The following is an 18,478-nucleotide window of genomic DNA, read 5'->3' on the forward strand; positions in this document are numbered from 1 at the left end:
CCCCACCTCAGCCCGCGCTCAACCAGTGCCCCGGAGCGTGTACTGCGGCCTGTGGCACGGCGCTAGGAGCTGACCGGTAGGCGCACCGTGAAGGTCGCGCCCTGCCCCGGGCCGCCACTGCTGGCCGACAGGCCGCCGCCGTGAGCCTCGACGAGTGACCGGCTGATCGTCAGGCCGATGCCGCTACCGCCGCGGGAGCGGGCCCGGGCCGGGTCGGCCTGGTAGAAGCGCTCGAAGAGGTGAGGCAGGTGCTCCGGGTCGATGCCCTCGCCGGTGTCGCGCACTTGGAGCTCGACCCACCGCCTGTCGGGTCGGTTCACGGTGAGCGTGACGATGCCGTTGGGTGGGGTGTAGCGCAGGGCGTTGTCCAGCAGGTTGCCCAGGACCTGTGCCATCCGCTGCGGGTCGACCAGGACCGACCCCTCGGCGCCGCCCGGGCGAACCACCAGGGCGACTCCCTTGGCGTCGTAGGCGTCTGCCGCGGCAGCGGCGGCTGCTTCCAGGAGGGCATGGGGGGATGTCGGGACCGGGCGGGACTCGAGCCGTCCCTCCTCGGCGTGGGAGACGGCGCTGACGTCCTCGGCGAGGCGTCGCAGTCGCTGGGTGCCGTCCCTCAGCACACCCAAGGTGGCGGCGTCGAGCTCGCGCACTCCGTCCTCGACGGCTTCCAGGTGTGCCTCGATGCTGGCCAGCGGCGTGCGCATCTCGTGCGCCAGGTCCGCCAGGATCCGACGCCGGGTGGTCTCCACGTCGCCGAGCCGCGCGGCGAGCTCGTTGATGGTGGTGGCGAGCACGTCGAACTCGGATCCGAGCCCGGGACGGGGAACTCGGGCGCCGTAATGGCCGGCGGCGATGTCGGCTGCCGACGTGGCGACAGCCGCGGTGGATCGCTGCACGCGCCGGGTGAAGTATGCCGTGACGCCGAAGGCCATGAGGACCGACGCCACGAGGGCGACGCCGAGGGCGATCAGGAGCGAGTCGGTGAAGGCACGCTCGACGTGAAAGGACTCGGACGCTGTGTGCGCCACTCCAGCGCGCTGGAGATGGGTGTGGAAGATGCCGGGGGCGACCACGGAGGCGACGAGCCACGACGTGACCGCACTGCCGAGGAGGACCAGCGTCTGGGCTCCGAGCAGCCTTGCCGCCAGGCTGCCCCGCCTTCCCCTCGCGGTCGGCAGCGGTTGCGATCTCACTCGCCGGTCCCCATTCGGTAGCCGATGCCGCGTACGGTCCTGATGAACCGGGGCTCGGTGGCGTCATCGCCCAGCTTGCGGCGCAGGTGCCCGATGTGGACGTCGACGAGATGCTCGTCGCCCACCCAGGTCTCACCCCACACGGCGTCGACGAGCTGGCGCCGGGAGAACGCCATCCTCGGCCGCTCGGAGAGTGCCGCGAGCACGTCGAACTCGGTGCGCGTCAGTGAGACCGGCTCCTGCCCCAACCAGACGTCCCGTCCGACCGGGTCGATCGCCAGCGCTCCAAATCGACGGAGGTCGGCAGTCTCCGGCCCCCCGCCACCCAGGGGCCGCGGTCGACGCAGCATCGCCCGCAGGCGTGCCACGAGCTCACGGGGGCTGAAGGGCTTGGTCATGTAGTCGTCGGCGCCGACCGAGAGGCCGACCAGCGTGTCGACCTCGTCGGCTCGGGCTGTGAGCATGATGACGTAGGCATCGGAGAAGGTCCGGAGCCGGCGGCAGACCTCGATCCCGTCCAAGCGGGGCAGCCCCAGGTCGAGCACCACGATGTCCGGGTCCACTTCGCGTGCCTGTTGCACCGCGTCCAGACCATCGTGGCTCAGCGCGACCTCGAACCCCTCCCGCTCCAGGTAGGTGCCGACCAGCGAGGCCATATGGACATCGTCTTCCACCACCAGCGCCCGCAGGCCATTGCGCAGCGCGGTGCCGGAGCGCTCTGAGCTCGGTGTCGGGTCAGCGGAGCGGGAAGTCGCGGCCACGACCCACATGGTGTCAGTCGCCGGGGCGGACCACGAGCATCCGAGGCCGCGGCGAGCGGCATCTACAGCGAACCTTCATGGAACCTCCACCGCCGCGCCAGTGGTCACGGTGCACCGTGAGGGCAACAACCAGAAGAGGTGAGCAGCATGATGTGGAACAGCGGCATGGGCTGGGGTGGATGGCTCCTGATGTTGGTGACCACGGTGGCCTTCTGGGCGGTCGTGGTCTTCGGGATCGTCGCCCTCTTCCGCGGAACCCGCGACAGCGGGTCCCGACCGGCACGGCGGGAAGAGGACAGCGCCGACCACATCCTCGAGGAGCGCTTCGCGCGAGGAGAGATCGACGCCGAGGAGTACCGCCAGCGCAAGCAGGTCCTGCACTCCGCCCGCTGACGGAGCCACCGCCACAACGACCAGGAGGTCCTGTGCCTTCGATCACCCGTCGCTCGCTCCTGCTCGGATCCGCTGCCGGGGCGCTGTCCCTGGTGGGGATCTCAGCCTGCACCACGCCCAGGAGTGCGGTCGCCGCCACGGCGGAAAGCGTGCGCCGGGCGGAGGCAGCGCGTCGCACAGCAGGGCAGCGCACGGTCAACGCGGTGCTCTCGCCGAAGGTGACCACGGTCGATCTCGGCGGAGTCGTGGTGGACACCTGGGCCTACGGCGAGTCCCTGCCCGGTCCGCTGATCCGGGCCACGGCCGGAGACCTGCTGCGGGTGAGCGTGGACAACCGCCTACCGGCGGACACCAGCATCCACTGGCACGGTGTCGCGCTGCGCAATGACATGGACGGCGTGCCTGGCATGACGCAGAAGCCCATCGGTGCCGGTGCGCGGTTCCTGTACGAGTTCACTGCTCCCGACCCGGGCACGTACTTCTACCACCCCCACAGCGGTGTCCAGCTCGACCGGGGCCTGCACGGCGTGCTCGTCGTCGACGACCCCGCGGAGCCGGGCGACTACGACCTCGAGTGGGTCGTCGTGCTCGACGACTGGGTCGACGGAACCGGCCGCACCCCCGACGACGTCCTCGCGGACCTCCAGGCCGGTGGAGCCTCGAACGGGATGGGGCACGGAGGCATGGGTGGGATGGGAGGCATGGGCCACGGGTCCATGGGCATGGGCGGCATGGGCGGCATGGACGGCATGGGCATGGCCGGGGCGGGGGAGGCGCTGACCTCTCCGCTCCTGGGCGTGGCCGGCGACGTCGTGTACCCGCACTACCTCCTGAACGGCCGGGTGCCCACCTCGCCGGCCAGCCTGTCGGGCAAGGCGGGCCAACGGGTGCGTCTGCGCATCGTCAACGCCGGCAGCGACACCGCCTTCCGGGTCGCCCTGGGTGGGCACCGGCTGACCGTCACGCACACCGACGGCTTCCCGGTGCAGCCCCTCGAGGGCGACGCGCTGCTGGTGGGGATGGGCGAGCGCTACGACGTCCGCTTCACCCTGGAAGACGGCGTCTTCCCGCTGGTCGCGGCTGCCGAGGGCAAGCAGGGGCAGGGTCTCGCCGTGGTGCGCACTTCAGGTGGCGCGCCGCCAGCGGCTTCGGCTCGACCTGCCGAGCTCGACCGGCTGGTCGTCACGGCGATGGACCTCCTCGTGGCTCCGCAGGCGCGGCTTGCGGGGCGACCGGTGGAGCGCACGCACGACCTTCTGCTGAGCGGGTCGATGGCGTCCTACCGGTGGACGATCAATGGCCAGACCTTCCCTGATGCCGACGCCCTCGACGTCAGCCAGGGCGAACGACTGCGGCTGCGGTTCCGCAACATGTCGATGATGTTCCACCCGATGCACGTTCACGGCCACACCTTCGCCCTGAACGGGACCGGCGTCCGCAAGGACACCGTCATCGTCCGTCCCATGCAGAGCATCGCGGTCGACCTCCAAGCCGACAACCCCGGCCAGTGGGCGACTCACTGCCACAACATCTACCACGCGGAGGCGGGCATGATGACGACGCTCTCCTACCAGGCCTGAGGCAGATCGCCGCCCGCGTCGGAATACCCAGTGGGGGTATGCTGTTGACATGGCCATGCACCCCGACGAGGAAATGAGGGCGACATGAGCCAGACCACAGTGCTGCACGTGGGCGGCCTGCACTGGGCGAGCAGCGAGCGGGCGATCGAGAAGAGCCTGCTCCGCCGGCCGGGTGTGGAGGCCGTGGACGCGAACGCGGCGAACCAGACGGCATCGGTCACGTTCGACCCCGGCGTCACGTCGGTCAACGATCTCGCGTCGTGGGTGCGTGACTGCGGCTACCACTGCGCTGGTCGGTCGGTGCCGAACCATGTCTGCGAGCCGATGGAGGAACTGGCCACGCACCAGGGTCACGCAGCGCCCGAAGCCACCCCGCGGCATGCCCAGGCAGCGCCTGAGGCGGGGCACGGGGAGCACACTGCCCACGAGGTGATGGGTCACGGCGGTCACGCGGGGATGTCGATGGACGACATGGTCCGCGACATGCGCAACCGGTTCGTCGTCGCGGCCGTCATGACGCTGGGGATCACGCTGTGGTCGCCGATGGGCCGGGACATGCTCGGGTTCACCGTGCCGGCACCGTTCGGCCTGCGTGACGACGTCTTCGGGCTCCTGCTCAGCCTGCCGGTGGTCTTCTACTCCGCCTGGATCTTCTTCGACGGAGCGTTCCGTGCCCTGCGCAACCGCACGCTCGACATGATGGTGCTCGTCGCCGTGGCCGTCGCAGCGGGCTGGCTGTACAGCGTGGGCGTGACCCTCACGGGAGGCGGTGAGGTCTTCTACGAGGCCGCGGCCATGCTGACCACCTTTGTGCTCCTGGGCCACTGGTTCGAGATGCGGGCCCGCGGCGGCGCGAACGACGCCATCCGCGCCCTGATGGACCTCGCCCCACCCATGGCCACGGTCCTGCGCGAGGGCCGGCCGGTGGAGGTGCCCACCGCAGAGGTGCACGTCGGCGACCTGCTGCTCATCAGGCCCGGCGGCAAGGTGCCGGTCGACGGCGTCGTCGAGGAGGGCGTCTCGGAGGTCGACGAGTCGATGGTCACAGGGGAGAGTCTTCCCGTCGCCAAGTCGCCGGGGTCGGAGGTCATCGGCGCGTCGATCAACACCACCGGCACCCTGCGCGTCCGCGCGACGAAGGTCGGCTCGGACACCGCGCTGGCCCAGATCGTCGCCCTGGTGCAGGAGGCCCAGAACTCCAAGGCGCCCGGGCAACGGCTCGCCGACCGGGCCGCCTTCTGGCTCGTGCTGGTCGCCCTGGTCGGAGGCCTCGGAACGTTCCTCGTCTGGCTGTGGTCGGGGGCGAGTGTGGAGACTGCGCTGCTGTTCGCCATCACGGTGGTCGTGATCACCTGCCCCGACGCGCTGGGCCTGGCCACTCCGACGGCGATCATGGTCGGCACCGGTCTCGGCGCGAAGCGGGGCGTCCTGGTCAAGAACGCTGCTGCGCTCGAGGCGTCGGCTCGCATCGACACCGTCGTGATGGACAAGACGGGGACGCTGACCAAGGGCGAGCCCGAGGTGACCGACGTCATCGTCGACGGCATCGACGAGGCGCAGCTGCTGTCACTGATCGCCTCCGTCGAGCACGAGTCCGAGCATCCGCTCGCCGGTGCGATCGTCCGGTATGCCGCGGAGCGGGGTGTCGCGGTCACCGCGCCGTCGCGCTTCCGCAACGTCCCAGGGCATGGGGCAGTCGGTGAGGTGGGCGGCCGGACGGTCGTGGTCGGCAACCGCAAGCTCATGGCGCAGGAGGGTGTCGAGATGGCCACCCTGTTGGCCCGTCGCGACGAGCTTGCAGACTCGGGCCGCACCGCCGTGCTGGTGGCCGTGGACGGTCGCGGTGTCGGGGTCATCGGCCTGGCTGATGCCGCGCGAGAGACCTCCGCGCAGGCCGTGGAGGCGCTCCACGAGCTCGGCGTCGAGGTGGTCATGCTCAGTGGGGACAACGAGGCCACTGCACGCCGCATCGCGGGCCAGCTGGGCATCGACACCGTCATCGCCGAGGTCCTTCCCGGCGAGAAGGCCGCCAAGGTCGCGGAGCTGCAGCGGGCCGGCAGGCGGGTTGCCATGGTCGGTGACGGCGTCAACGACGCCCCTGCCCTTGCGCAGGCAGACCTCGGCATCGCCATCGGCGCGGGGACTGACGTCGCCATCGAGACGGCTGACGTGGTGCTGATGCGCTCGGATCCCCTCGATGTCCCCACCGCGCTGAGGATCGGGCGCGGCACGCTGCGGAAGATGCGCCAGAACCTCGGCTGGGCGGTGGGTTACAACGCCGTCGCACTGCCCATCGCGGCTGGTGTCTTCGAGCCGTCACTCGGCTTGGTGCTGCGGCCGGAGGTGGCGGCGCTGGCGATGTCGGGCTCGAGCGTCATCGTGGCTGTCAACGCTCTGCTCCTGAAGCGGCTCAACCTCCCCAAACCGCCGGCTCCGGCAGCGCACGAGGCGGAGCGGCGCCCCCCAGGTGCCCGCTGGCAGCGTGGGTTAGCGCGTCAGGGACGCCCCCAACCGGGGCAGGCGACCCAACCGAACTGCCCATCTTCATCGAATCTTCAGCAAACGCCTACGAATTCGCCCAGCTGTCAGATCCAGGGTGGGTCCTCGCGAGTCGATCCACCACGCCCTCCGAAGGAGTGAACAACCTGTGTTCAACACCAAGCGATCCATCACCCTGGCCGGTGCCGGCCTCGTCGCCGTCCTGCTCCTCGGCGCCTGTGGCTCTGACGAGGACGTCTCGCAGTCCATGGGCGGGATGAACGGTCACGGAGGCTCCGGCTCGACCTCGGCGCAGTCGAGCTCCGGCAGCCGGGCGGGCGACGTGATGTTCGCGCAGATGATGATCCCCCACCACCGGCAGGCCATCGAGATGGCCGACCTCGCCCTGGCGAACTCCTCGACATCCCCTGATGTCGAGAGGCTGGCCCAGCAGATCAAGGCCGCCCAGGACCCGGAGATCGCGACGATGACGAGCTGGCTTAGCGAGTGGGGAGCTCCGACCTCGGCATCGATGGACCACGGGACCAGCGGCATGATGTCCGTGGCGGACATGGCATCGCTGGAGTCGGCACAGGGCGCCGAGTTCAACCGGCTCTGGCTGGAGATGATGATCGCCCACCACCAGGGCGCCGTCACGATGGCCCAGGACGTCCTCTCCTCCACCGAGGACGCCGAGGTCAAGGGACTCGCCCAGGCGGTCGTGGAGGGGCAGAAGAAGGAGATCGCCACCATGCAGGGCCTGCTCAAGTGAGCTCCGTAGGACCACGGCGACCCGTCGCCCTGGCCCTGAGCGCGCTGGCCTGTGCGACCTCGTTGGGGCTATCGGCGTGTGCGAGCAGGGGGACGGTGGCGACCGACGCCACTGCGGTGCCGTCCCCGCGCGTGACCGCGGCACCTGACCCGAGCTCCGCCCCGGCTGCCACCACCGCAAAGCCCTCAGCCACACCGACTGCGCGGGCACTGCCGTCGGCTCACGTCCACGCCGTGGCCCGCGAGCCCGGCACCGGAGAAGTCCTCGTGGCGACGCACGAGGGACTCTACGTCTACGGGAAGGGCGAGCCACGCAAGGTCGGCCCCACCATCGACCTCATGGGGTTCACGGTGGCAGGGCCCGGCCACTACTACGCCTCCGGCCACCCCGGGCCTGGCGTGGACCTCCCGCAGCCGGCAGGCCTCCTCGAGAGCCGTGATGGCGGCCGGTCCTGGACGGTGCTCTCCCGCGGGGGTTCATCGGACTTCCACGCCCTCGCCGCGACCCCGGAACGCGTCCTCGGGTTCGACGGAACCGTGCGCACCACCACGGACGGCCGTACCTGGGAGACCGGCGACCTCGCCTCACCACCGAGGAGCCTCGCCATCTCGCCCGATGGTCGACGAGTCCTTGCCACCACCGCCGACGGGCTCATGGGCTCCGACGACGGCGGTCGGCGTTGGGCGCCGATGAAGGGTGCCCCGCTCCTGCTGTTCGTCGACTGGGCCGGCGGACAGACGGTCGCAGGACTGTCGCCGGAGGGTCGCCTCCACCTGAGCACGGACGCCGGCAGGTCGTGGCAGACCACGAAGGCGGGAGCCTCCGACATCCAGGCGCTCGACGCCACAGGCAGCGGGAAGACCCTCGAGGTCGTCGCCGCCACCGAGCACCGGCTGGTCACGTTGGAGCGTCTGTTCTGAGCCGGCTCGTACGCTGGTCGGCGTGACCTGGTACTCCCGCGACGAGGCGGCCGAGCGCGCCGGGATCGAGCCGTCCGGCCTCGATCGTCTGGTGGCCCTGGGCATCGTCGCCCCCGACGAGCCGAGTCGCTTCTCGCCGGGTGATGTGCGCCGGGCGCTGATGGCCAAGTCCCTCGAGGATGCGGAGATCCCCTTCGACCACGTGGCCGCAGCCGTCAAGCGCGGGGCGATCTCGTTCGCCTTCCTGGACGCCGCGGCATACGAGCGCTTTGCCGCCCTCGGAGGTGAGACGTTCAGGCAGGTCAGCGATCGCACCGGGGTTGCCCTTGACCTGTTGATGGGCGTCCGGGAAGCCACCGGCTCCGCGCCACCGGAGCCGGACGACCGGCTGCGTGAGGACGAGATGGCGGTCGTGCCGTTCCTCCAGCTGCAGGTCGATGCCGGCTTCAGGTGGCCACGACGCGGTCGAGCGACGGCATGACATCACTGTGTCGGGGACGTCATCGGGTGGGTTTCGACGTCATGCCCGGCGCACAGTTCTGGCCCGGGCCCTTCAGGGGACCTCAGGGGATGCCGAAGGCCCCGGGCCGCTTTGCGGGTGCACTCGGCGGCAGGGGAGGATGACTCACCCGGACACCCCCCCGCCGAGAGGACTCATCGACGTGGCAGGACGGCACGCCCACGCCCACAGACGTCGCGGTGACGGCCCGACCCCGCCGAAGGTCCTGGCCGGCGTCGGTGCGCTGCTCATCCTCGTCGCGCTCGCCATGGTGTGGCTCTGGCCGGACAGCTCGGTCGAGGCGCCCGGTGGCAGCACCCAGCAGGTCGAGGGCGTGGTGGCCAGCATCGCGCAACAGCCCTGTCCGCAGCGACCGACCGAGAGTCCCGGAGGGGCACCAGCCCCGACGGGTCCCTGCGGCACGACCCAGGTGCGCCTGACCACCGGCGACGGCGAGGGCAGCACGGTCACGGTCCCGCTCCCGACCGGCACCGGCGCGCCGACCGTCGCGGTCGGTGACGAGGTCGCGCTGTCCTACTCGGCGGGCAACCCGCCGGGCACGCAGTACGCCATCGTCGACCACCTGCGGGGCACCCAGCTGTGGGTGCTCGTCGGTGCGTTCGTGCTTGCCGTGGTGGCGTTCGGGCGGTGGCGTGGGGTCTCCGCGCTGCTGGGACTGGCCTTCACGTTCGCCGTCATCCTGGGCTTCGTGATCCCGGCCATCCTCGACGGCAAGCCGCCGCTGGCCGTCGCGATCGTCGGGTGTGCCGCCATCGTGCTGGTCGTGCTGTACCTCACCCACGGCATCGGTCGAACCACCACCGTCGCCGTGGCGGGCACCATCGTCAGCCTGCTCATCACCGGGGTCCTGTCCGTGGTGGCCGTGCAGACGATGCAGCTCGCGGGAGCTGCCGATGACAGCTCGTTCGCCGTCGGCCAGCTGCACGGCGTCAACCTGCGTGGCCTGCTGTTGGCGGGCATCCTCATCGGCTCCCTCGGCGTCCTCGACGACGTGACGGTCACCCAGGCCGCCACCGTCCAGGAACTGGCCGAGGCCAACCCTGACTACAGCACGGGGACCCTCTACCGAGCCGCCATCCGCGTCGGACGAGCACACATCGCGTCGGTGATCAACACCATCGTGCTCGCCTACGCCGGAGCCTCGCTGCCACTGCTCGTCCTCGTCGTGGCACTTGACGACCCGATCGGACAGGTGCTGTCCGACCAGCTCGTGGCCACCGAACTGGTGCGAAGCATGGTGGGGACGATCGGCCTGATCTCCGCCGTGCCGGTCACGACGGCTGCCGCAGCCTTCGTCACTCGCCGAGCCAGCCGTGACGCCGGGCAGGCGCGAGTCAGGATCAGGACCTAGCCACCGACAAGTCGTCAGTCGCCTCCATTGACGGCCTTGATGATCGTGAACGGAATGCCGAAGACCATGGCGGCCGTGAACTGCTCCACCCGGTCGGCCGTCGTCACCGTCGGCTGACACTCGGGTGAAAGCCGCTGGTCGTGCAGGATCTGTCCGTGCGGCTCCTCGGGAGCCGGGCAGGCCCACAGCTGATGCTGCTGCGCGCCGGCCGCGAACCAGGCTCCGAGCAGGAGGTACAGCACCATGGCGGTCGCCAGGACCTTCAGCGTGGTCGTCACGCCCCCTACAACGCCGGAGGTGCCGCGGGGTTACACCGCGCAACGGTCGCGGTTCGCTCGGTTCACGAGGGCCCCCACCCCTGGCACTCGAAACATGCGGGTTGCGCGGGCGTTCTGCCGGTGCTCGGACTCGCCCGCACCCCTGCTGCTCCTGGTTGCCCAGGGACGTAGCGTCTGATCATGCGATCCGATGACACCGTGTCGTCTCTCGGCCACGGCCACGGCCAGGGCCACGGCCACGGGCACGCCGGGGCGACGCACCGCTGGCGACTGCGCCTCGCGTTCGGACTGGTGGCCGGCTTCTTCGTCGTGGAGCTCGTCGCCGGCCTGCTCTCGGGGTCGCTGGCCCTGCTCAGCGATGCCGGCCACATGGCCGCCGACGTCGTCGCGCTGGGCGCAGCCCTGGTGGCGACCCGCATCGCCACGCGTGAGGACACGACGGGCCGGCGCACCTTCGGCTCCTACCGCGCCGAGGTCTTCGCCTCGGGACTGGCCGTCCTCCTCATGCTCGGCGTCTCGGCCTACATCGCGCTCGAGGCCGTCGGGCGGATCGGGTCGAGCCCGGAGGTCGCCGCGGGGCCGATGCTGCTCGTGGGCGCCCTCGGCCTGGTCGTCAACATCGTCGCGCTCCTGCTGCTGCGCGGCGGCGCGCAGGAGAGCCTCAACGTCAAGGGCGCCTACCTCGAGGTGGTGGCCGACACGCTCGGCTCGGTGGGTGTGATCGTGGCCGGCACGCTCGTCGCGGTCACCGGAGACGTGTGGTGGGACACCAGCATCGCCCTGGCCATCGCGGTCTTCGTCGCGGTGCGCGCGGTGGTGCTCGGCCGTGAGGTGCTCGCGGTGCTCGGGCAGCACGCGCCCAGTGGGATGCACCCCGACGAGGTGGCTGGTGAGCTGCAGCGCATCCCCGGGGTGGTCGACGTCCACGACCTGCACGTGTGGACCCTGACCTCGGGCATGAATGTCGCCACCGCGCACCTGATGACCGACCGGGAGGCCGACGCGCACGCCGTGCTCGACCAGGCCAGCCAGATGATGAAGGTGAGGTTCGGCGTCGAGCACGCCACCTTGCAGGTCGAGCCCGACACCCACACCGGGTGCAAGGAGGTGGCCTGGTGAGCGCCGGGTCGCCGCAGCTCCGGGCGGGCGAGCCTCAGGCGGCGCCTCCCTGCACCGGTATGCCGGCCAGGCGCCACTCCAGGATGCCCTCGTCGGCCCGCCTCGCGTGCCGGCCGTGGGCCGCGAGGAGGCGCACCGCGTCGTGGGCCAGGACGCAGTAGCGGCCGCGGCAGTAGGCGACGATCTCGGCGTCACGCGGCAGCTCGGCGATCCGGTCGGCGAGCTCCTCCAAGGGGATGCTCACGGCACCGGGCAGGTGGGCCGACTCGAACTCGGTGGCCGGGCGCACGTCGAGGACCACGGTGCCGCCGTCGCCGAGCCGTCGCCTCAGCTCCTCGGTGTCGATGGCCTCGGTGTCGTCGGGGCCGAGGTAGGCGCGGCGGGCGAGCTCGGTGTGCGGACGGCGCTGCTGGGCGACCTGGCGCAGGTGGGCCCACAGGCCGGCGACGTCGTCACCAGCGAGGGAGTAGTAGATGCGCTTGCCCCGGCGACGGGTTGCGACCAGGCCTGCCTCGCGCAGCGTCTGCAGGTGCGCCGAGCAGGTGCTCATGCCGAGCTCCGCCGCGGCGGCCAGCTCCTCGACGCTGCGGGGTCCCTGCGTGAGCAGGTCGAGCAGCTCGAGTCGCTTGGGGTTGCCCAGGACCTTCCCGACCGCGGCGAACTCCGCGAACAGGGCGTCCTTGGCCTGTCGCTCACCCATCGAGGACGACCTTCCTGTCGGCCGCGGGCCCACCTGTTGGCGCCGGGCGGTGATGGGTCTCGTACATACGTACCGCGACGACCAGTCCCGAGACGGCGGTCAGGGCCGCCACGGTCCACACGGCTGCACGGACCCCGAGCAGGTCGGCGACGATGCCAGCGAGGAGCGCGCCGACCGCGAACCCGCCGTCGCGCCAGAGCCGGTAGATCCCGACCGCGCGGGCCCGCCAGGCCGGGTGGGCGACGTCACCGATCGAGGCCAGCAGGGTGGGGTAGACCAGGGCGGTGCCCGCACCGAGCAGGGCGGCGGCGACGGCCCAGGCCGCGAACGCGTCGGCCAGGGCGACCAGGCCGAGCGCGACCGCCTGGAGCCACATGCCGGAGGCGATGAGCCACTTGCGGCCCCACCGGTCGGACAGGGCGCCGGTGACCAGCTGCCCGGCGCCCCACACGGCCGGGTAGAGGGCGGCGAGGATGCCGATCCTGGCCACGGAGAGGCCGGCGCCGGCGAAGAGGATCGGGAAGAGCCCCCACGCCAGGCCGTCGTTGAGGTTGTTGACCAGGCCGGCCTGGCTGGCCGAGGACAGGGCCGGCTCGCGGAAGCTGGTCTGGGTGAAGACCTGCCGGTCGGTGAGCTCACCGTGGAGGTGGTCGTGCCTGCCGTCGGCACGCGCGACGTGGTTGGCCGCCTCGAGCCGGGCGTGCTCGCGGGTCTCCCGCACCGCGAGCGTCGACAGGCCCAGGCCAAGGGCCGCGAAGGCGACCCCCAGCAGGAACGGTGCAGGCCGCAGGCCGTAGGTCTGCGCGAGATATCCGGTGGCCAGCGCGGTGACTGCCACCGCGGCATACCCGGCGGCCTCGTTGAGGCCCATCGCGAGGCCGCGCCGAGCGGGGCCGACCAGGTCGATCTTCATCACCACGGTGGTCGACCAGGTCAGCCCCTGGCTGATGCCCAGGAGCACGTTGGCGAAGATGACCCAGCCCCACGTCGGCGCCCAGATCAGCAGCAGCGGCACCGGCACGGCCACGAGCCAGCCGGCCACGAGGACGGGCTTGCGCCCCCAGCGGTCAGACCAGGCGCCCGCGACGTAGTTGGTGCCGGCCTTGGCCAGGCCGAACACGAGGATGAACGTCAGGCCGGCCGTGTGGGCGCGCAGCCCGAACTCCTGCTCGCCGAGCAGGGGGAGCACGGTGCGCTCCTGGCCGAGCATCCCGCCGACGAGCGCGTTGACCGCGACCAGGAGGCTGAACTGGGCCGCGTTCTCTCGAAGGCCCAGCTGCAGGGAGCTCGCCGTCCTCATTCCATCATTCTACATATGGTTGGAATGAGGACGGCGAGCGCCGGTCACGGCTTGCGGCGGCGGGAGGGCCGGGTGGCCCACCAGGCGATGGCCCCCAGCACCATCACCACCAGGAGGGCGGCGACCCACCCGCTCAGGCTGCCGACGCCGGTGTCGACGGCGGCCCGGGGAAGAGCGGTGGCCGGGTGGCTGGAGAGGTGTGCGGTCGTCGGCACGGCTCCTCCTTGTCAGCGGGTCGGGGTGAAGTGGCGCAGGCGCAGGCTGTTGCTCACGACGAACACCGAGCTGAACGCCATCGCGGCTCCCGCGATCAACGGGTTGAGCAGGCCGAGCGCCGCCAGCGGCAGGGCCGCCACGTTGTAGGCGAACGCCCAGAACAGGTTGCCCTTGATGGTCCCCAGCGTGGCACGGGCCAGCCTGATCGCGTCAGGCGCCGCCCGCAGGTCGCCGCTGACCAGGGTCAGGTCGGAGGCCTCGATCGCGACGTCGGTGCCGGTGCCCATGGCCAGGCCGAGGTCGGCCTGCGCCAGCGCTGCGGCGTCGTTCACGCCGTCACCCACCATGGCCACCACGGCGCCCTCGTCCTGCAGGCGCTTGACCACGTCGACCTTGTCGGCCGGCAGCACCTCGGCGACGACGTCGTCGGGGGAGATTTCGATCTGTTCGGCCACGGCCCAGGCCGCCCGGGCGTTGTCGCCCGTGAGCAGCACCGGCCGCAGGCCCAGCTCGCGCAGCTCGGCGACGGCCTGCGCCGACGACTCCTTGACGGTGTCGGAGACCACGACGACCGCCCGGACGGCTCCGTCCCAGGCCACCCACACGGGCGTGCGGCCGTGCGCCTGCGCCGCCTCTGCGAGCGGGACGAGGCTGTCGGGCGCGGTGAGTGACCACTGCTCGGCCAGCCATGACCGGCGTCCGGCCATGGCCGCGCGGCCGTCGACCACGCCGGAGACGCCGTTGCCGCCGTGGCCCTCGAAGCCCTCGACCGGGGCCAGCGTGTGTCCGGCCCCCCGGGCGTACCCGGCGACCGCTCGCCCGATGGGGTGTTCGGAGGCGTCCTCCAGGGCGCCGGCGACCGCCAGCACCTCCTCGGCGGACTCGCCCTCGGCGGGGTGCACATCGGTCATGCTCATCTGCCCGGTGGTGACGGTGCCGGTCTTGTCGAGCACGACCGTGTCGACCCGGCGGGTGGACTCGAGGATCTGCGGACCCTTGATGAGGATGCCGAGCTGCGCGCCCCGACCTGTGCCGACGAGCAGCGCGGTGGGCGTGGCCAGCCCGAGGGCGCAGGGGCAGGCGATGATCAGCACGGCGACGGCGGCGGTGAACGACGCCGTGGCCGAGTGCCCCGTCAGCAGCCAGGCCGCCAGCGTCGCCAGAGACAGACCGATGACGATGGGGACGAAGACGGCGGAGACCCGGTCGGCGAGGCGCTGCACCTCGGCCTTGCCGTTCTGCGCCTCCTCGACCAGCCGCGCCATCTGGGCCAGCTGGGTGTCGGACCCGACCCGGGTGGCCTCCACGACCAGTCGTCCGCCGGCGTTCACGGTGGCGCCGACGACCGCGTCGCCGGGGCCGACCTCGACCGGCACCGACTCGCCGGTCAGCATCGAGGCGTCGACCGCCGAGGTGCCGCTGACGACCACGCCGTCGGTGGCGATCTTCTCTCCGGGGCGCACCACGAACTGATCTCCCGTGGAGAGCCGGCCCACCGGCATACGGACCTCGGTGCCGTCACGCAGCACGGCGACGTCCTTGGCGCCCATGTCGAGCAGCGCCCGCAGGGCGGCGCCGGAGGTGCGCTTGGCGCGAGCCTCGAAGTAGCGGCCCGCGACGATGAACGTCGTGACGGCCGCGGCCACCTCGAGGTAGATGTGGACGTCGCCGCCGGCGCGGCTGGGCAGCAGTTCGAACGGCATCCGCATGCCGGTGGTGCCGGCGTGCGTGAAGAACAGTGCCCAGAGCGACCAGAGGTATGCCGCGCCGACGCCGACCGAGATCAGCGTGTCCATCGTGGCGGCGCCGTGGCGCAGGTTGGTCCAGGCGGCGCGGTGGAAGGGCAGGGCGCCCCAGACGACGACGGGCGAGGCGAGGGTCAGCGACAACCACTGCCAGTTGTCGAACTGCAGGGCCGGCACCATCGACATGAGCAGCACCGGGACCGTGAGGACGGCAGAGACGACCAGTCGCTGGCGCCAGGCCGCAGCCTCCTCGTCCTTGGCGCGCTGGCCGGCGTCCTCGGCCGGCTGGTCCTGCGAAGGCGGGGCGGGAAGGGCGGCGGTGTAGCCGGTGGCCTCGACAGTGGCGACGAGGTCCTCGGGGGCGACGTCGGCGGAGAAGTGCACCCGGGCCTTCTCGGTGGCGTAGTTCACGCTGGCCGAGACGCCCGGCATCTTGTTGAGCTTCTTCTCGATGCGGGCGGCGCACGAGGCGCAGGTCATGCCCCCGATCACGAGCTCGACATCGCGGCTCTGCTGCTGCGCGTCTTCCACGTGGGTGGTCATGGGTGCCGTCCTTCCCGCCCCTCTCGGGGCGCGCTGCTGGTCAGGCGAGCTGGTAGTCGCCGGCCTCGTCGAGGGCCGCCGCGACGTCCGACTCGCTCACGGGGGAGTTGCTGGCCACGGTCACCGCAGAGGTGCCGCCGGCGACGAGGTCGACGGTGACGTCGGTGACGCCCGGGATCTCCTTGAGCTCGCTGCTGACGGCGCTCACGCAGTGGCCGCAGGTCATGCCGGTGACGCTGAAGGTCTGGGTGCTCACAGGTCTCTCCTTGGTTTCGGTGGTGCTGTTGGTGGTGGTGGCGGTGGAGCAGCAGGCGCAGCCTCCGCCGGTGTCTGCCATGGGCAGCTGGTTCATCTCGTGTCCTTCCCTCTCCCGTGGTGGTGGTTCATGACCGGACCAGCCGCGCGATCGCCACCGAGGCCTCGGTGACCTTCTCGTCGAGCTCCACCGGGTCGCTGGCGGCGTGTGCCATGCAGTGACGCAGGTGGTCGTCGAGCAGGCCGAGGGCCACGGCCTCGAGGGCCTTGGTGGCGGCGGAGACCTGCGTCAGGATGTCGATGCAGTAGGTGTCGGCGTCGACCATCCGCTGCAGCCCGCGGACCTGGCCCTCGATGCGGCGCAGGCGCTTGAGCTGGGCGTCCTTGTTGTCGATGTAGCCCGGGATGACGGCGGGGTGCGGCTCGTGCTCGGTCATGGTGGCGCCTCCTTCAGACGCCGCAACCATACCCCTATGGGGTTTATTCCGCCCGCGGGTGGGGAGGTCGTCAGCCTGCGGAGGCGAGTGGGGTGCGGTGAGGCCTCACCCGTCACGGATGAGGCCACTCGTCGTCGGACTGCCTAGCCTCGAGGCGCACGCTGATCATGGCCGGCCACCCGACGGCGGGCAGCGCCCCCAGGACGAGTCGCCCCATCCGTCGGGCAGCCGGACCCTCACAGCCGGTGGCGCCCGGGTGCCCACGTGCGAGCAGGAGGCCGCTGCCGGACAAGACAAGGGCAGGCCGACGGAACCGAGAGGACTGGTTCCCATGAGCTCGAAAACCATTGAACGAAACACGGAGTCGGTCGGCACGGGTCGGCGCGATGTGGGGCTCGCCGGCGCGCTGCTGGTCGCGGGCTTCCTGGTCAACGCCGTCTCGACGCGCTTCCACCCGGCGGGGGATGAGGACAACCACCCGGTGATCTTCACCGCGTACGCGACGAGCGACAGCTGGGTCACGGTGCACCTGGGCCAGTTCGTGGGCGTCCTGCTGGCCCTGGCTGGGCTGCTGGTCCTCGCCCTCGCGACGCGCACCGCTGGGTGGCCGAACCTGCTGTCACACTTCGCAGCTGCGCTGACCGTGGCCACGGCCGCGACCTGGGCGCTGCTGCAGGGCCTCGACGGCGTCGGTCTCAAGCAGGCGGTCGACGCCTGGTACAGCGCGACCGGAACGGAGAAACCGATCCGGCTGGCCAGCGCCGAGACGGTCCGCTGGCTCGAATGGGGCTTCCAGAGCTACTTCCGCCTCCTGATGGGCGGGGCGTTGCTGCTCCTCGGTGCGGCGCTTCTCGCCAGCCGGCGGGTGCCCGGCTGGCTGGGCTGGACCGCCCTGCTCGCCGGCGTGGTCTCCACGGCCATGGGGGTGGACGTGGGCTACAGCGGACTCGCGAGCGAGCTGCAGGACCTGCTCAGCCTCGCGTTCCTGGTGGTCGTCCTCGTCTTCGCTGTCGGTGTCCTCGTGACGGGAGGGCGAGAACGGGGCGGCGCGGTCTCCGCGGTCGGGCGCTGACCCGCCGCATCACGGGAGGGGCCGGGCGATGTCGCCCGGCTCCTCCTGTGATGTCCTTCGCTGTCGCGGCGTCGACGTCAGTGGCGGCGCTCCACGGTGAGGCTGCGACGGCCGAGGAGCAGCAGCAGGCCGGCCAGGAGCAGCCCAGCGCCGAGGCCGACGGGCTCCCAGGCGCTCGAACCGGTGTAGGCAAGGCTCTTCGACGGCCCGTCCTCGGTTGCCGCGACGCCCGCGCCCGCGCCGGTGCCGGTGGTGGCGGTGCCGGTGACCGTGACCGTGCTGACCGGTCCCGGCACGGTCTTGGTGACCGTGCTGGTCTTCCCGGCCAGGGTCACCGTCTCGCCGGGCAGCGTCACCGTCTGTGCGGGCAGCGTGACAGTCTGGCCTGCGACGGTGACGGTCTCACGCGGCAGCGTCACCGTCTGGCCGGGCAGGGTCACGGTCTGCCCCGGCTCCGTGACCGTCGGCCCGGGCACCGTGACGGTGCTGGTGACCGTCTCGGTCACCGTCGATGTCGCGGTGGACGTGCTCGTGGTCGTCGTGGTGCTCGTGGTCGGGGTGGAGGAGCCTCCGCAGGCTGCACGGATCTGCTCTGCGGTGCCGTCGCGGCCCTCGATCAGGTCGCCCGGGTGGTTCTCATGGCCGTTGCTGTTGCCGGACGGGACGAGGCTGCCGTTGTGGCAGACCATCAGGTCTCCGGGTGCGGCGGTCGCGGTCGCCAGGGGGAACAGTGCGACGACGAGACCCAGGGTCCCGGCGGCGGCCATGACGCGTGTCTTCATCGGGGTGCCTCTCGCTCTGGCGATCCGAGGTGGTGCCGACGAGTTCCCCCACGGTCGCGCGCA

The 18,478-nt window shown here is 71.3% G+C and carries 19 protein-coding genes; 9 read left to right on the forward strand and 10 right to left on the reverse strand.

Annotated elements, in window-relative coordinates:
* Positions 1 to 62 precede the first annotated feature (62 nt).
* On the reverse strand, positions 63 to 1,193 hold the full coding sequence (locus P2F65_RS17690; protein WP_275810945.1) for a HAMP domain-containing sensor histidine kinase: 1,131 nt from the start codon (positions 1,191 to 1,193) through the stop codon (positions 63 to 65).
* On the reverse strand, positions 1,190 to 1,963 hold the full coding sequence (locus P2F65_RS17695; RefSeq protein WP_275810948.1) for a response regulator transcription factor: 774 nt from the start codon (positions 1,961 to 1,963) through the stop codon (positions 1,190 to 1,192). Before P2F65_RS17695 ends, P2F65_RS17690 begins: the two co-directional genes overlap by 4 nt.
* A gap of 138 nt (positions 1,964 to 2,101) precedes the next feature.
* Here P2F65_RS17695 and P2F65_RS17700 point away from each other — a divergent pair, with 138 nt between their 5' ends.
* The 7 genes from P2F65_RS17700 (at position 2,102) to P2F65_RS17730 (ending at position 9,968) form a co-directional block, all read left to right on the forward strand.
* Entirely contained in the window at positions 2,102 to 2,347 is a 246-nt protein-coding gene (locus tag P2F65_RS17700; protein WP_275810951.1) for an SHOCT domain-containing protein, read from the forward strand.
* A 32-nt stretch (positions 2,348 to 2,379) separates the two neighbouring features.
* Positions 2,380 to 3,927, forward strand: a complete 1,548-nt coding sequence (locus P2F65_RS17705; RefSeq protein WP_275810954.1) for a multicopper oxidase family protein — start codon at positions 2,380 to 2,382, stop codon at positions 3,925 to 3,927.
* Between the two features lie 84 nt (positions 3,928 to 4,011).
* A complete protein-coding gene (locus P2F65_RS17710) occupies positions 4,012 to 6,567 on the forward strand; it encodes a heavy metal translocating P-type ATPase (RefSeq protein ID WP_275810957.1) in 2,556 nt (851 codons plus the stop codon).
* A gap of 7 nt (positions 6,568 to 6,574) precedes the next feature.
* A complete protein-coding gene (locus P2F65_RS17715) occupies positions 6,575 to 7,177 on the forward strand; it encodes a DUF305 domain-containing protein (protein ID WP_275810960.1) in 603 nt (200 codons plus the stop codon).
* Between the two features lie 131 nt (positions 7,178 to 7,308).
* Positions 7,309 to 8,097 carry a F510_1955 family glycosylhydrolase gene (locus P2F65_RS17720; RefSeq protein ID WP_345803716.1) on the forward strand — a complete coding sequence of 263 codons (789 nt, stop codon included), beginning with the start codon at positions 7,309 to 7,311 and terminating at the stop codon, positions 8,095 to 8,097.
* Between the two features lie 22 nt (positions 8,098 to 8,119).
* A complete protein-coding gene (locus P2F65_RS17725; RefSeq protein ID WP_275810966.1) occupies positions 8,120 to 8,578 on the forward strand; it encodes a hypothetical protein in 459 nt (152 codons plus the stop codon).
* Positions 8,579 to 8,759: 181 nt separating this feature from the next.
* A complete protein-coding gene (locus P2F65_RS17730; RefSeq protein ID WP_275810969.1) occupies positions 8,760 to 9,968 on the forward strand; it encodes a YibE/F family protein in 1,209 nt (402 codons plus the stop codon).
* A 14-nt stretch (positions 9,969 to 9,982) separates the two neighbouring features.
* Here P2F65_RS17730 and P2F65_RS17735 read toward each other — a convergent pair whose 3' ends face one another.
* The gene (locus P2F65_RS17735; RefSeq protein WP_275810972.1) at positions 9,983 to 10,246 is read right to left on the reverse strand and encodes a hypothetical protein; all 264 of its coding nucleotides are present in this window, start codon (positions 10,244 to 10,246) and stop codon (positions 9,983 to 9,985) included.
* A gap of 180 nt (positions 10,247 to 10,426) precedes the next feature.
* On the opposite strand from P2F65_RS17735, the gene P2F65_RS17740 reads away from it, so the two are divergent.
* On the forward strand, positions 10,427 to 11,365 hold the full coding sequence (locus P2F65_RS17740; protein WP_275810975.1) for a cation diffusion facilitator family transporter: 939 nt from the start codon (positions 10,427 to 10,429) through the stop codon (positions 11,363 to 11,365).
* A gap of 34 nt (positions 11,366 to 11,399) precedes the next feature.
* On the opposite strand, the gene P2F65_RS17745 is transcribed toward P2F65_RS17740, so the two are convergent.
* The 6 genes from P2F65_RS17745 to P2F65_RS17770 all read right to left on the reverse strand — a co-directional run bounded on the left by P2F65_RS17745 (position 11,400) and on the right by P2F65_RS17770 (position 16,561).
* Positions 11,400 to 12,065: a metalloregulator ArsR/SmtB family transcription factor gene (locus tag P2F65_RS17745; protein WP_275810978.1), complete on the reverse strand. Its 666-nt coding sequence runs from the start codon at positions 12,063 to 12,065 to the stop codon at positions 11,400 to 11,402.
* Positions 12,058 to 13,365 carry an MFS transporter gene (locus P2F65_RS17750; RefSeq protein ID WP_275810981.1) on the reverse strand — a complete coding sequence of 436 codons (1,308 nt, stop codon included), beginning with the start codon at positions 13,363 to 13,365 and terminating at the stop codon, positions 12,058 to 12,060. Before P2F65_RS17750 ends, P2F65_RS17745 begins: the two co-directional genes overlap by 8 nt.
* 44 nt (positions 13,366 to 13,409) lie before the next feature.
* A complete protein-coding gene (locus tag P2F65_RS17755) occupies positions 13,410 to 13,580 on the reverse strand; it encodes a hypothetical protein (RefSeq protein WP_275810984.1) in 171 nt (56 codons plus the stop codon).
* A 12-nt stretch (positions 13,581 to 13,592) separates the two neighbouring features.
* Complete coding sequence (locus tag P2F65_RS17760) at positions 13,593 to 15,869, reverse strand: heavy metal translocating P-type ATPase (RefSeq protein WP_275810987.1); 2,277 nt, start codon at positions 15,867 to 15,869, stop codon at positions 13,593 to 13,595.
* Between the two features lie 40 nt (positions 15,870 to 15,909).
* Positions 15,910 to 16,125 carry a heavy-metal-associated domain-containing protein gene (locus P2F65_RS17765; RefSeq protein WP_275810990.1) on the reverse strand — a complete coding sequence of 72 codons (216 nt, stop codon included), beginning with the start codon at positions 16,123 to 16,125 and terminating at the stop codon, positions 15,910 to 15,912.
* 127 nt (positions 16,126 to 16,252) lie between these two features.
* Positions 16,253 to 16,561 carry a metal-sensitive transcriptional regulator gene (locus tag P2F65_RS17770; protein WP_275810993.1) on the reverse strand — a complete coding sequence of 103 codons (309 nt, stop codon included), beginning with the start codon at positions 16,559 to 16,561 and terminating at the stop codon, positions 16,253 to 16,255.
* Positions 16,562 to 16,892: 331 nt separating this feature from the next.
* Between P2F65_RS17770 and P2F65_RS17775 the strand changes: the two genes are divergently transcribed.
* Positions 16,893 to 17,633, forward strand: coding sequence for a hypothetical protein (locus P2F65_RS17775; protein ID WP_275810996.1), 741 nt, complete (start codon positions 16,893 to 16,895; stop codon positions 17,631 to 17,633).
* A 77-nt stretch (positions 17,634 to 17,710) separates the two neighbouring features.
* Here P2F65_RS17775 and P2F65_RS17780 read toward each other — a convergent pair whose 3' ends face one another.
* Positions 17,711 to 18,415 carry a hypothetical protein gene (locus P2F65_RS17780; RefSeq protein WP_275810999.1) on the reverse strand — a complete coding sequence of 235 codons (705 nt, stop codon included), beginning with the start codon at positions 18,413 to 18,415 and terminating at the stop codon, positions 17,711 to 17,713.
* Positions 18,416 to 18,478: the final 63 nt, after the last annotated feature.

Origin of the sequence: Knoellia sp. p5-6-4, from assembly GCF_029222705.1 — a bacterium.
Taxonomy (GTDB): Bacteria; Actinomycetota; Actinomycetes; order Actinomycetales; family Dermatophilaceae; genus Pedococcus_A.